The organism is Mesorhizobium sp. M0633 (assembly GCF_040320645.1).
GTDB lineage: Bacteria > Pseudomonadota > Alphaproteobacteria > Rhizobiales > Rhizobiaceae > Mesorhizobium.
Genome location: NZ_JAMYQC010000002.1, coordinates 272,062 through 285,591, shown reverse-complemented (window position 1 = coordinate 285,591; position 13,530 = coordinate 272,062). Strand labels below are relative to the sequence as shown.

Here is a 13,530-nt window from a genome sequence, read left to right as displayed (position 1 = left end):
GATTGGCTCCGCTGTTGATTGCGGCCGCGGTATCGCCGGATTCGAGCCAGAAGGAGATTGTCGCCCATGGTCCTCGCTGATCGAATCCTTATTGTCGTGCTCGGCATGCTGGCTGCCATGGATACGGCTGCTGCAGCCGAACCGCGGGTCGCCTATCGACTTTCTGCCGGCGACACCGTCGAGATTGGAATTGCCTCCATCCCGGAGCGAACGCAACGTGCGGTGGTCCAGATGGACGGCACGATCGCGCTTCCCGAAGTCGGTATGGTTTCGGTGGGCGGCTTAACTCCGGCTGAACTGCAAACGCGCATGCAGACGATCTTGCCGACCAAGATATTCCACCAGCGTCTGCCTGATGGGCGGGAGCAAATGATCGTCATCAAGCCGACAGACGTGACCGCCGTGGTTGCGGAGTACAGGCCGATCTATGTGACCGGCGACGTGCTCACTCCCGGACAGCAGGCCTACCGCCCGCTGATGACCGTGCGGCAGGCGATTGCCGTGTCAGGCGGTTTCAGCCTTTTGCGGTCCCGGGCAAACCAGGTTGGCCCAGATCCGGTGGATCTGCGGCGCGATTACGAGTCGCTTTGGGGGGAATATACCAGAGATTATTTTCATAGCGCCCGCATCCGCGCCGAACTTCAGGACAAACCGACTTTCGACATGCAGCCACCACAAGGATCTCCCTTGCCGGCAAGTTTTGCGTCGGCGATCGCGCAGGCTGAAGCGGAAGGGCTGAAGCTCTCGTTGGACAACTTCCAGCAAGAGCAGGGCTTTCTGGATAAAAGCGGCAAGGATGCCGCCGCACAAACCGAGACCTTGCTCAAACGCGAGCAGGCCGAAGCGGATGGGGTGAAGGCGGACGAAGACGATCTGGCGCGCGTAAGGAAAGCGTTTGAGTCCGGAAATCTCACCAACAACCGGCTCGCCGACGTCCGGCGCGCTTTGGTTCTCTCTTCCAGCCGGGCACTCGAAACGTCGGTTGAGCTTATGAGAGCACGACGTCAGCAGGACGATTTTGCCAGACAGCACGAACGCAATGACAACCAAAGAAGGATGGGTCTGCTGATCGAGTTGAAGGATACCAACGTGCGCCTTGCCGACGTCAGCGCAAGGCTTCGCGCCGCCAGCCAAAAGTTGCAGCCCACGGGAGCTGCCGCACTGCCGTTGCCGGTTGCCGGCGAGAAGGTCCAGGCCGAGGTCACGATCATTCGCAAGGTCGGCGAAGAATGGCGAAAACAGCTTGCCCAAGAAGACACCGAGGTCATGCCGGGAGACACGATCGAGGTCAGATTCAGCAGCGCTCTCGAAAATGCGGCGACCCGATAGATCGGGCCGCGTTTCGCAACCGCTTTACTGCCTGAAGGCCCTGGAAAACTGGTCGGTAAGGGGCTTCATCAAGTAGGACCAGACACTGCGCTCGTCGGTTCTTATGTGGACTTCGGCGGGCATGCCCGGTTTGAGTATTTTCTCTCCTGTCAGGCACGTCGCTTCATTCTCGACGTCGATGCGCGCCGAAAAAAAGGAAAGCTGGCGTTGCTGATCCTTGATCAGATCCGCTGAGACGCGCTTGACCGAGCCTTCGCAAGCAGGTGTGGTGCCGGCGTCGAACGCTGGAAAGCGGATCGACACCTGCTGTCCGGGATGAATCTCATCGATACGCGACGGAGGAATGGAAGCGTCGACGACAAGGTTGTCGGAATCGGGCACAATCATCATGAGCACCTCTCCTGCGCCAATCACGCCTCCTACGGTATGGACCGAGGATTCTTGTACTGTGCCCGATTGCGGGGCACGAATGTCTGTCCTGCTGAGTTCGTCTTCGGCCACCACCTTGCGCTCACTGAGTTCGGTCTGCTTGGCTTCCGTTTCGCGAAGTTCGTTGGTCACGTCGCTCCGCATTTGTTCGTCGAGCTGAAGCACCTGCAGGTCCGTTTCACTGATGTGAGCTTGTACCTCTGCTATCGCTGCGACAAGGCGCCCCGATTCGCCGCGAGCCCGGGTCTTGTCCAGGCTGACATTGCTCAACCTCTCCTTGGACACCAACTTCTTTGCGTAGAGAGATGCGACATCGGCAAGGTTCTTGGTCAGCAGATCCAGAGACTCGTCCGTTGCAGACTGCTGCGATTTGAGGCCATCGATCTGACGTTCCAGCTGCTTCGCGCGGCTTTGTAATTGTGCCTTCTGGCCAGCCAGCGCCGCAGCACGGCTTTCAAACAAGGCACGCTCGCCACTGACAAGTGCCACCACTTGCGGGTCGCCCATTTGAGCGCGAAGGTCGGGCGGGATCTGCATTTCCGGCAGACCCTGGCGCTCGGCCTCCAGTCGGGCCAGACGAATGGTGGCGCGATTGAGGTCCTCGGTGATTATCTGCAGGTTTGCTCGGGTCAATGTGTTGTCCAGCCTGACCAACACATCGCCGGCCTTCACATGATCGCCGTCCTGCGCGAAGATTCCGCCGATGGTGCCGCCGGTTTGATGCTGGACTTTTTTAATGTTACTTTCGACCACCACGGTTGCGGGCGCAATCACCGCGCCGGCAATCTTGGTCAATCCCAACCAGAGCCCTCCGCCAAAGATCAACAGCAAGCTGGTTGCCAGGCCCAAGAGCAGATTGGCCCGGATGCCATCCGGCTCTGGCTTCGTCTCCAACGAACGGCTTTCGCCACCGGCTGCGACGTATGACGACACGGCAACAGCAGAGCGATACCTCGCATATGCCCGGCTGCACCTTTGTGCGGCGGAACGACAATGTGCTGCTAGGCTCCGGACCAGAGTACCCCAGGGTAGATTGGCTCGAATCCCATCCGGCTCCGGCTTCTCCCCGGTCGGCTGGCCTTCGCCGCCAACCGCAGCATATGACGACATGGTCACGTTAGACACTAAGCAATACCTCACGCATGCCCGCTTGCACCGTGCTGCAGCGGAACGACAATGTTTGGCTTGTCCGGGCGCGGGAAGGGCCGGATCACATTTGCCAGAACGTCTTCGCGCGAGCCGAACGAATGGAGCATCCCGTTCGACAGGACGAGTACCTGATCGATGTTGACGAGAGCGGAGGGGCGATGCGCAACGACGATCACGATACCGCCGCGCTGACGCACTGCCAGGATTGCGCCGGCCAAAGCAGCATCACCGTCTGCATCCAGATTGGAATTTGGTTCGTCAAGAACGACGAGGAATGGATCGCCGTAAAGTGCCCTGGCAAGCCCGACGAGCTGCCTCTGCCCAGCCGAAAGGGCCGCGCCGCCTTCTCCGATGCGTGTTTGAAAACCCTGCGGAAGACGCATGATCATCTTGTCCACGCCCGCAGCCTTGGCAGCTGCCAGCACGCCTTTTGCGTCGCGCTTGCCGCCGAACCTCGAAATGTTGTCGGCGATCGTCCCGTCGAACAGCTCAACGTCCTGCGGAAGGTAGCCAATATGAATGCCGAGCAGTTCTGAATTCCACTGATCGAGCGAGGCGCCGTCCAATCTTACCGTGCCACGAAGCGGCTTCCATGCCCCGACCAAAGCGCGCACGAGCGTGGTCTTGCCGGAGCCGCTCGGGCCGACGACCGCCAACCCTGCGCCTCTCGCCAAGCGGAAGCTTACATTGAAGATGGTGGGCTTCTGCAGGCTTGGTGGCGCGACGGTCAATTCCTCGACCGCAAGCTCAGCCTTCGGGCCGGGCAGTTCCATTGGCTCTTGCTGGCTATCAAAAGCATCCAGGGCTGCCGACAGCTCGGTATAGCTTTTGCGGGTTGCCAGAAACCCTCTCCAGTTTGCGATCGCCACATCGACCGGCGCCAGCGAGCGGCCCAGCAATATGGACGATGCAATGATCACGCCAGGCGAGGCCTCGCCGCCGATCACAAGGTAGGCACCAAGCCCTAGCACACATGATTGCAGGGCCATTCGGAGCGTCTTCGACAGTGAGCTTGCTGCGCCGACGACGTCGGAGAGCCGTTCCTGGTTCTTCAGATAAAGATGACTGACCTCGTTCCAGCGCCGGCTAAGCGGGGCGGAAAGGCCCATCGCCTGAACAACCTCTGCGTTGCGGCGGCCGGAGTCGGCCAGAAGCCGCTGCGCTACGAGTGTCTCAGATGCACGAGCCGCAGGTTTGCGGCCGATGATCTCGGCAACCACCGTCAAAAACACAACGGCACATGCGCCGAGCGTTGCCAGCACGCCAAGCGCGGGATGCAGCAGATAGATGACCACCATATAAAATGGTATCCAGGGAGCGTCGAATAAGACTGTCGGCCCGAGCCCGGAAAGAAAGCCACGTAGCTGGTCCAGATCACGAAGCGGGTGTACCCGGTTCGCATCCGGCCCGGCGACGAGGGGCAGGGAAAGCGAGGCTGCGAACGCTTTTTGCTGCAGATTTCTATGCAGGCGGCTGCCGATGCGGACCAACAGGCGAAGCCTCACGAAATCGAGGAGCCCATAGGCCGCGTAAAGTCCCAGCATCCCGACTGTAAATCCGACAAGAGTCGGCACGCTCTGCGAAGGCAGCACGCGGTCATAGACCTGGAGCATGTAGACGGAGCCGGTCAAGGCGAGGATATTTATCAATGCCGAGAAAATGCCTACGCCGACGAGGCCGTGCACACAGCCGAACATTGCGGAGCGGAGATCGAGCGAGCGCCCTTTGGTCGACTTCATGATGTGCGCTCGTTGACGCGAAATTGCCGCGCAATCTCGTCGATTCTTTCGATGAGGGACAAACTTTAACCTTCCGGGAAGCAGCAGCCCCGCCCCGCTGCTGAACATTACGAATTGCTTACATACGTGCCTTCTTTGATTAAAATGTAGCAAAATCGTGACGCCAGGCTGAGAATTCGGCAACTGGCTCGCCAGGCTGGGGATAACCGGGTCGAGTAAGGAGATATTCCTAATCATGACACGGCGCAGAAGCTTATGGTCATCTTTGTAGCATCAAGGCTTCAAAGCGTCTGGGGAGGGATCGGTTTTGATTTTGTCGATCGAGAGTTAAACGGTTTTGAGATACACTTCATCGGTACGCAATTGTCGGCCACCAACGCCGGCTAAATCGGGAGGCGAGTGTCGTGAGCGAAGAGATCAACGTTGCCGATGCCTACGGCAGGGGGCGCAGCACCTTCATGGGATTGCAGTTGCTGGTCTCGCCCGGTGCGCTTGTTCCTCGGCCGGAAACGGAACTGCTCGGCAAGGCCGCTCTCGATGTCCTGAGCCAACTGAACCTGCCGGTGCCTCGCGTTGTCGACATGTGCTGTGGGGCGGGCAATCTGGCGTGCGCCATCGCGCACCACGCTCCCACCGCGCGCGTGTGGGCAAGCGATCTTACCGACGGATGCGTGGAGGTCGCGCGCCGCAACGTCACCCATCTTGAAATCGAGGACCGGGTAACGGTGCTTCAGGGCGACTTGTTCAGCGCCTTCTCAGGCTTGGAGCTCGATGGCACGATCGACGTGATCGTTTGCAACCCGCCCTACATTTCGGAAAAACGGCTCGAGGGCGACCGTTCGCATCTGGTCGAGCTCGAGCCGCGTGAAGCATTCGCAGCCGGCCCCTACGGCCTGAGCATCCACATGCGGGTGCTCAAGGAGGCGCCGCGCTATTTGCGGCGCGGAGGCATCCTGCTTTTCGAGGTGGGGCTTGGCCAGGACCGGCAGGTCATGAGTTTGCTCGAGCGTTCCAAGGCCTATTCGAGTATCCGGGCAGTCACCAACCAGGCCGGTGAGGGCAGGGTGGTTGTGGGACATACGAGGGCGCAGGCGTAAGCATCGCAGCCGCGGCAGGTAGACGCGCTGTCGCGGCTAGAAACGGCCGGGAAGTTGAAACAGAGTTGCGCGAGATTTCGGCGATCAGTTTCTCTTGCGTCAGTTTCTCTTGCGCATGACGTATTGCGCAATTCCCTCGATGGAATCGAGATTCTCCGGCAGCAGCTCGCTGTCTTCGACCGTGATGCCGAAGGTCTCCTCGATGAAGCCGATAACCTCGAGCACACCCGTCGAGTCCACGATGCCCTGGTCGAGTAGCGAGGTGTCGCTCTCCAGGCTCTCGGGATCGGCTATATAGAAATTCGAAGCCAGGAAAGCGCGAATTTGTTCGCTGCAGGTATCGGTTCTATCCTTGGTAGATAACATTGATTTCGCCTCCGGTACAAAAGATGAATGCTGATCAACTTCGCCCTGGTACCGACTCATGACAGGGCCGTTTTTTTGAGCTTACCCGTGTCGGTCATCGGCAGACTGGGTACGATGACGATGGACTTCGGAACCATGAAGTTTTCCAGCCGTCTCTGGCACTCTTTCTGCAACTGCTTTTCACCGATCATGCTTCCCTGCTCCATCACGACAAATGCCTTCACTGCTTGCCCGAGCAGCTCGTCCGGAACGCCGATGACCGCGGCTTCCCGTACGCCCGCAATGTTCATCAACACGTTTTCCACCTCCTTCGGCGCTATCTTCTCTCCGCGCGATTTTATGATCTCGTCGCCGCGACCGACGAAGTAGAGATAGCCCTCGGCGTCCATCCGGCAGTAGTCGCCGGTGTATAGGACCTGCTCACCCGGCAGCGGGCCAGGCTTGAGCTTCCTGGCTGTCGCCTCCGGCTTGCCCCAATAGCCCTTCATCACCGTCGCTCCGCGGATGACGAGCTGACCAACGATGCCGGGGCCGACCCGCCTGTCATGCTCGTCGACAATCCACATTTCCGTATTGGGGATGGCGATCCCGACGCTCGACGGCTTTCGCTCCAGATCCTCCGGCGGCAGGTAGGTGCAGCGCTTGCATTCGGTAAGGCCGTACATCGAATAGATGCGGGCGCCAGAAAACAGCTCCTGCAGCAGGAGAATGTGCTTGAGCGGCAGGGCGGCCGCAGTGTTCGTGACGTAGCGAATACTCGAAAAATCCTGATCCCTGAGAGACCTGAGCTCCCCGAGTGCGGCGAAGATGGTCGGTACGCCGGGAAAACCCGTCACCCTTTCTTGCTTGATCAGCCCAAGGATCTGCGCCGGGAAGGCGAACGAGCGCTCAAGCACCAGCCGGGCGCCCGCGCCGAATGCCATGATCATCTGGTAAAGACCGTAGTCGAAGGCGAGCGGCAGGACATTGAGGATCACCTCGTCTTCGGCAAGCGCCAGGTATGAGGAAATCGAGGCGCACGCGGCGATCATGTTTCGATGCGTCAGCATCACCCCCTTGGGCTCGCCCGTCGAGCCGGATGTATAAATGATCGCAGCGAGATCGATGTCGATGCAGCGGCGCGAGGGCGGCGTGCTGCGGGCTGCCGCGACCGCGGCGTCCCAGCGCACAGCATGCGGCAATTCTTGCAGGTCGCTGTGTTCGATCGGCCCGGAGACGATCATGCGGCGCAACGATGGGCAATTCCGCGCCGGCTCCCTGAAAATCGAGTGCAGGTGTTTGTCGGTGATCAGTGCCGTCGGGCGGCAATCGTTGAGCAGATAATCAAGCTTGTCGCTTTTGGTGAGCGGATTGACGATGCACACCACGGCGTTGGCCTTGAGCACCGCCCAGAACGCAATGACGGCCTCGACAGTGTTGTCGGCGAAGACCACCACGCGATCGCCACGCGCAATTCCGGCATCGGTCAAATGGTGCGCTATGGCGTTCGAACGCATATCGAGATCGCCATAAGTGACACGTTGATTGCCGCACACCAGGGCCACCTTCTCGCCGAGCCGGCTGGCAGAGTGGGTGAGATAGTCATGCAGGAGCGGTACGGCGCCATGCATCATGCGAGCACCTCTTCGCGGTGTTCGCGGTCGATATCGATGCTGAGCTTGAGCGTGCGAGCCCCACTTGGAAGGCTCGCGATAAATTGCCGATGAAGAAGCTGCGTCGACAGCACCCCGACAAGCGCCATATTGTCGGAGTTGGACAGGTCGCCGTCGCCGGCGCTGGCCTGGCACTTGTTCAGGAGCCGGGTAACCGACTTGGGATCGAAGACGTTCGCTTCGCGCAGCGCCGCCTCCGAAAGTGCTTCGCGAATGTAGGCCGGAGCGCCATCTGCGACAAAGCAGAGCGCGTTGGGGGCCCGGTAAGGCTGCTTCTTGCGGGTGACGATTTCCGACGGCACGATCGGTTGCGCTACGCGCTTCAGCACATGCTTTTCATCGAGCACGCGCAGCTTGTAGGCGGCAGGAAGCGAATTCGCGAGTCTCACGAGTTCATGATCGAGGAACGGGAAGCGCCCCTCGACGGAATGAGCCATCAGCATTCTGTCCCCTTGTGAGGAAAGCAGGTATCCCGACATCAGCGTCTGAATCTCTATATACTGGTCCTGCGCAAGAGAGCCCCATCGCGAAAACTCCGGCGGCAGGCGGGCAAGCAGCTCGGACACGGCGTTGCGGCGCTCCGTTTGGGCGCGCATGTCTGCCGAAAACAGCCGCTTGATGGCGCTTGTGGTACGCCAGCGCGTGCCATGCGCAAAACCAGGCGCGTCACAGGCGTGGATGTCGCGCCCGAAGAACTGGCGTGCCATCGCCTGCTGCTGCACCGGCGAGCGGCTGAGATAGGGATAGAGGCGCTCCAGCAGCCGCGAGCGTCGCGTCGAGGCGGGCTGGCGTCCCCAGAAGCGGCGGACCTTGCCCTCGCGGAACAAATCGTAGCCGGCGAACATTTCGTCGGCCCCTTCGCCGGTCAGCACGACCTTGATGCCGTGCTGGCGCACCAGTCTCGAGAGCAGGAACAGCGGCGCCGGCGCGGTCCTGAGGATTGGCCGCTCGGTGTGGTAGATCACCTCAGGGAAGATGCCAGCGATATCGCTGCGCGAAACAACCACCTCATGATGGTCACTGCCGGCCACGCCGGCAACCAGGCGCTGGAAATGCGTCTCATCATACTCGGCGTCGGCAAAACGCAGCGAGAAAGTCTGGAAGCGCTCGCCCGCGAAGCGTCTCCCCAGCGTGGCGACCAGCGAGCTGTCGAGCCCGCCGGACAAATAGCAGCCGACCGGCACGTCGGCGCGTACTATCCTGAGCGCCGTCGCGGCTTCCAGGGCGCTGCGCACTTCCTCCACCGCGTCATCAAGCGAGCCGGTGAATTCATCATCGCCGGGTCCGTCAACCTCTGGATAGTCAGGCTTCCAAAAAGCCCGCTCCCGGACGACGCCGCTGTCATAAATGCGGACATGCCCCGGCGTGAGTTCGCTTACTCCTCCAAACACGCCTTGTGGCGGCGCGACAGTCCAGAGTGTGAAAGTCTGATCGATGCCGGCTGGATCGAAGGCGCGGGGTATATCCGCATCGGCCGCGAAAATGGCCTTCACCTCGCTGGCGAAGTAAAGCCGTCCGCCATGCTCGCAAAAGTGCAGCGGGCAGATGCCGAACCGATCCCGCGACAAGACGAGACGACCTGCCACGGAGTCCCAGATGGCGACTGCCCACTGCCCATTCATTCGCTCGAAGGCGGCCTCGCCCCAGGCATGATAGGCATGGACGATGACCTCGGTGTCGCTGCGTGTGCGAAAGCGATAACCGAGCGCGACCAGGTCTTGTCGCAGCTCGACGTAATTGAAGATTTCGCCGTTGAAGACGATCCACATTGTGTCGCCCGCGCCGGCGAGTGGCTGCTGGCCGCTTGCGAGATCGATGACGGACAGGCGGGCATGCGCCAATCCTGCACGTCTGTCCCGGTAAAGGCCGCGTTCGTCCGGGCCGCGATGCGCCAGCGCCCCCGCCATGCGTATCAGCGCATCGCGGGAAGGGGGCGCCGCTGCGGCGCTCAGCGACACAATTCCGGCGATGCCGCACATCGCCTAGCCCTCGCCCATTGAAGAGGACACCAACGGCCGCGCGTGAAGATAACGTGCGGCGCGCCGCTTGCTGTCGATATCCTTGAAAACCTTCTGGACCTGCATCACGGTGAGGCCGGTTGCCTCGGCGACGTCTTCGTCGGCGATCCCATGGTTCAAGCCGTAGAGGCACAGATCCATCAGATAATAAGGAAGCGCGAAGTAGAACTCCTCCTGACTCTGCGCCATCGAGAAGGTGTCTGTGGTGGGCGGTCTGCGCCGGACCTCTTCCTCCACCCCAAGATATTCGGCCAACTGGTAGACCTGGGTCTTGTAGAGGTGGACGATTGGCATCAGGTCGGCAATTCCGTCGCCCTGCTTGACGAAGAAGCCCTGGTCGTACTCCAGGCGGTTCGGCGTGCCCGCTACCGCGTAGTTGAGGCGGTCGGCATGGTAGTATTCGGTCATCTTGCGCAGGCGCTGCTTGTAGTTGGTTGCAGCGACGATCTGCAGATAGGCTGCCGACGGCAGGCGCACCGTGTCGGTCCTGCCCTCGGGGTCCTGAACCGTGAGGCGCGTGATGTTGAGACCGTTGCTCTCGAGAACCGAGGCGAGCACCAGCTTGCATTTCCAGCTGTCCCCATATTCGGGAACGACGGTCTGGATTGCTTCGGTCTGCCGTCTATAGGCGCCGACCGCTTCCAGGGCCGGCGTTATATCCTCCAGGATCGTTTCGATACCAAGGTGTGCGGCGACAATGCGGCCGAGCCTCAGTGAGTCGCCGGAGGAATGGCGCTCCGGCATGAATATCCCGAGGACCTTGCCTTTCCCAAAGGCGCGAACACACAACGCCGCAACGACGGAGCTGTCAATGCCGCCTGAGAGGCCGACAACCACCCCTCGACGTCGCAGCGTGCCGAAGACCTGCTGGCGCAAGATCTGGACGATGCGATCGACTTCCGCGCCAGCGTCGAGCACCAGGGCGTCTTTGCCGAATGTTGAGATCAGGTCGATGGCTTGTACTCCAGTTTGCGAGACTCGATTGGCGAATAGGTTTTCGCCACCGCTTTCTCGATAAGGGGACGATTGGTGGTAAGGTGAGGCTCTACAACCAGATCGATGTGGCTGCCGACGATCGGAATCACGTCCAGATGGGCGAAGACGCTATCCCAGCCGATTGCCAGAGGCATTCCGGGTCGAGCACAGCGGAACAGGGTGCCTGTGATCGGCAGAGCCGGCTTTGGCTCGGCCACCCACTGGAAGAAGGCTTGCGCGCGCAAAACCTCTTGCAGTTCCAGTTTGGTTCTAAAGCTCGTCGCGTTGAACTGTCCTTGAGCGAAGCGGTCGAGAAACTGGACCAGTTGTGCCTCGCGCTTCATTGCCACGGCGACTTTCGCGAGGGCGCGGCATGCCATCCGGTAAGCGGACACGCGGTTGGTTCGGATTCGATTGAATGTGCGCGTAAACGTCTCCCAGCGGGCGCTTCGCTCCCCGACGAGGCTGGTGTCGAGGATGCCGAGGAACTTTACGGTTCGCCCCGCTGCCAGCAGCCGCGCCGCAACTTCGAAGGCAACAGCGCCGCCGAGCGAATGGCCGAGAAGTCGTACATGGCCCGAGGGTTGGGCGCGGCGGATCTGGTCGACGGCGGCGTCGGCCATATCGGCGAGGCTGTCTTGTCCGCGCAGTATCATAGCCAGGGCCGGATACCTGATCGGGGCAACGCGGGTCACCTTGCCCATCGCTGCTGCAAAGGCTGCAAGGCTCGGGCCATAGCCGACGGACCCCGGGAACAGAAAAAGAATGGGAGGGTCGTGCTTCTGGGCGCGCGCGCTTTGATCGCCTGCCTGGGCGGACACGACCGCCTTGACCATTTGCTCCAGGCTCATCCCGACGGTGAAGGCCTCAAGGCCGAGTTCCTGCCCGATGGCGCTTTCGATTTCCATGACGCAGTGCAGCAGCTTCAGCGAATCTCCTCCGGCGTCATCCCAGCGTCCTGCCGCCACGCGCGTATTGAGAATGCTGGTCCATGCCCGCTGGACAACCTGCTGCGCGGTCAGCTTGCCTCGCGGCTCGAGCGGACGCGCGGTCGCCGCTGTCTCTCTGGCTGAAAGATCCATCTCTGCAAGTGTCGTGATGTCGACTTTGCCGCTCGGCAGACGCGGAATCTCGGCGATCGTGTGCAACCGCAAGGGACGCAGCGGCGGCGGCAGATTGGTCCTGACAAGCTGGCGAAGCTCGTCCGAAAAGGTCGCTTCGGCCGAGCGCCGAGGAACAGCAAAGGCGACAAGCTCATTCGCGGCCGTCACGATTGCCACGGCATCCGCGACAGAGGGTGCACAACGCAGCACCCGTTCGAGTTCGGCTGGCTCGACGCGTCGACCGTTGATTTTTACCTGGCGCCCCTTGCGACCGACGATGTGCAGTAGGCCTTGATCATCAAGTCGAACGAGGTCACCTGTCGCGAAAATCCGAAGGCCTGGATCGTGCGGGTCTGATGTTGCCGGCACAACCGCCCCGTCCTCCCAATGGCCAAGCAAGACATACGGGCTCCTGATCAGAAGCTCTCCGCTGCGGCCCGGTTGAACGCGGCGGCCCGCTTCGTCGACAATTGCGAAGGTGATTCCAGGCAGCAGCCAGCCAACTGGAACCGAATCTCCATGCTCTGGCCAGTCTCGCGGCAGGAACCATTGCGAGCCGGTGGTCTCGGTTGACGAGTAACCGATCTGGATAAGGCACGTATCGGAGACGGCCTTGCGCAGCAGGGCGATGTCGGTCCAGGGCACCTTCTCGCCACCGATCCGGGCGACTCTGAGTGAATGGAACGCTTCTGCAGGTCCGTCTGCCATAAGCGCGCGAAGCAGTGCCGGCACCAGATAGGTGATTGTCACGTCTTCGGATCGCACCAGGCGTTGAACGGCGCGCAGGCCGACCGCTTCGACTTCGACCAGATGCAAGGTGGCGCCGGTGAGAAGAGCAGCAAGAATCTCCCGGCACCCGGCGATTGTGGCGGGTCCGGTCAATGGCAGGAAAACATCATCCGAGTTGATGTGGCACGCATCGACATATTGCTGGACCCGGCACAGCAAGCTGCGCTGGCTGTTAACGATGCCTTTGGGCCGGCCCGTACTCCCTGACGTATAAAGCACGATGGCGGGCGCATCGACCGAGACGGAATAAGAACGAGGCACTTGCCCAGCCTGCGAGGCCGCACTGGTCGACACATCGATCCAACTGACCAGGTGGGGCAATCCATCGGGTCGGACATTGCCCTCGCCCAGGACAGCTGAGAGCCGCGCCCCGGCCACGATTTCAAGGATACGCGAGCTAGGATCTCGCGCGTTGAGTGGCACCGAAGGCCGCCCAGCCGTCATGCTTGCCAGCATGGCAATGGGATACCAGGCCGAGTTGGCCTGAAGAATCCCTATCGCCTGTCCGTCTGGGACGGTCGCCGCGATCTGGTGGGACAGCGTCTCGACTGACCGGAGGAGCTGGGAATAGGTCAGACGATTGGCGCCGTCGCTGATTGCAAGCTTGTCGGGGTACTGGCGGACGACATTTCTCAGGTGATCGAAGGCCGCAATGTTGGTAAAATCGACGCCCAATCTTTGAAATGGGCGCAGTACGGGACCACCCTGATCCAGTGCGTATTGTGGGACACTGGACCAATTATCGGAGGTCGTTGTCTGACAATCCACCGCTAGATCCTGATCCGCGACTTCTGATCCCAAATATGCCGAAGACATGAGTTGCCTACGCTAAGATTAGGGTCACTTATCGCCCCCCGCCCCAATCTTTTCATCGATCATTCTGA

The 13,530-nt window shown here is 60.7% G+C and carries 9 protein-coding genes; 2 read left to right on the top strand and 7 right to left on the bottom strand.

Annotated elements, in window-relative coordinates; all coding sequences use genetic code 11:
- The first annotated feature begins 66 nt into the window (after positions 1 to 66).
- The gene (locus NKI47_RS03255) at positions 67 to 1,329 is read left to right on the top strand and encodes a polysaccharide biosynthesis/export family protein (RefSeq protein WP_023675623.1); all 1,263 of its coding nucleotides are present in this window, start codon (positions 67 to 69) and stop codon (positions 1,327 to 1,329) included.
- A gap of 24 nt (positions 1,330 to 1,353) precedes the next feature.
- On the opposite strand, the gene NKI47_RS03250 is transcribed toward NKI47_RS03255, so the two are convergent.
- Positions 1,354 to 2,652, bottom strand: coding sequence for an HlyD family type I secretion periplasmic adaptor subunit (locus tag NKI47_RS03250; RefSeq protein WP_352455326.1), 1,299 nt, complete (start codon positions 2,650 to 2,652; stop codon positions 1,354 to 1,356).
- Between the two features lie 242 nt (positions 2,653 to 2,894).
- Positions 2,895 to 4,646 (bottom strand): type I secretion system permease/ATPase, encoded by a 1,752-nt coding sequence (locus NKI47_RS03245; protein WP_352576401.1) that lies wholly within the window; start codon positions 4,644 to 4,646, stop codon positions 2,895 to 2,897.
- A 404-nt stretch (positions 4,647 to 5,050) separates the two neighbouring features.
- On the opposite strand from NKI47_RS03245, the gene NKI47_RS03240 reads away from it, so the two are divergent.
- A complete protein-coding gene (locus tag NKI47_RS03240; RefSeq protein ID WP_023675627.1) occupies positions 5,051 to 5,743 on the top strand; it encodes a N5-glutamine methyltransferase family protein in 693 nt (230 codons plus the stop codon).
- Between the two features lie 99 nt (positions 5,744 to 5,842).
- On the opposite strand, the gene NKI47_RS03235 is transcribed toward NKI47_RS03240, so the two are convergent.
- The 5 genes from NKI47_RS03235 to NKI47_RS03215 are packed head-to-tail and all read right to left on the bottom strand — an operon-like array spanning position 5,843 to position 13,462.
- Positions 5,843 to 6,109 (bottom strand): acyl carrier protein, encoded by a 267-nt coding sequence (locus NKI47_RS03235; RefSeq protein ID WP_023675628.1) that lies wholly within the window; start codon positions 6,107 to 6,109, stop codon positions 5,843 to 5,845.
- 56 nt (positions 6,110 to 6,165) lie between these two features.
- Positions 6,166 to 7,722, bottom strand: coding sequence for a class I adenylate-forming enzyme family protein (locus tag NKI47_RS03230; RefSeq protein WP_352569014.1), 1,557 nt, complete (start codon positions 7,720 to 7,722; stop codon positions 6,166 to 6,168).
- Entirely contained in the window at positions 7,719 to 9,740 is a 2,022-nt protein-coding gene (gene asnB, locus NKI47_RS03225; RefSeq protein ID WP_023675630.1) for an asparagine synthase (glutamine-hydrolyzing), read from the bottom strand. The genes NKI47_RS03230 and asnB overlap by 4 nt, the downstream gene beginning before the upstream one ends.
- A 3-nt stretch (positions 9,741 to 9,743) precedes the next feature.
- Positions 9,744 to 10,727, bottom strand: a complete 984-nt coding sequence (gene nadE / locus NKI47_RS03220) for an NAD(+) synthase (protein ID WP_352569191.1) — start codon at positions 10,725 to 10,727, stop codon at positions 9,744 to 9,746.
- The gene (locus tag NKI47_RS03215) at positions 10,724 to 13,462 is read right to left on the bottom strand and encodes a non-ribosomal peptide synthetase (RefSeq protein WP_023675632.1); all 2,739 of its coding nucleotides are present in this window, start codon (positions 13,460 to 13,462) and stop codon (positions 10,724 to 10,726) included. Before NKI47_RS03215 ends, nadE begins: the two co-directional genes overlap by 4 nt.
- Between the last annotated feature and the right edge of the window lie 68 nt (positions 13,463 to 13,530).

What these genes read in the sequence shown, in the direction of transcription:
- NKI47_RS03255 (WP_023675623.1), top strand. Translation starts at nt 67, where the DNA reads ATGGTCCTCGCTGATCGAATCCTTATTGTCGTGCTCGGCATGCTGGCT.
- NKI47_RS03245 (WP_352576401.1), bottom strand. Translation starts at nt 4,646, where the DNA reads ATGAAGTCGACCAAAGGGCGCTCGCTCGATCTCCGCTCCGCAATGTTC.
- NKI47_RS03235 (WP_023675628.1), bottom strand. Translation starts at nt 6,109, where the DNA reads ATGTTATCTACCAAGGATAGAACCGATACCTGCAGCGAACAAATTCGC.
- NKI47_RS03230 (WP_352569014.1), bottom strand. Translation starts at nt 7,722, where the DNA reads ATGATGCATGGCGCCGTACCGCTCCTGCATGACTATCTCACCCACTCT.
- asnB (WP_023675630.1), bottom strand. Translation starts at nt 9,740, where the DNA reads ATGTGCGGCATCGCCGGAATTGTGTCGCTGAGCGCCGCAGCGGCGCCC.
- NKI47_RS03215 (WP_023675632.1), bottom strand. Translation starts at nt 13,462, where the DNA reads ATGTCTTCGGCATATTTGGGATCAGAAGTCGCGGATCAGGATCTAGCG.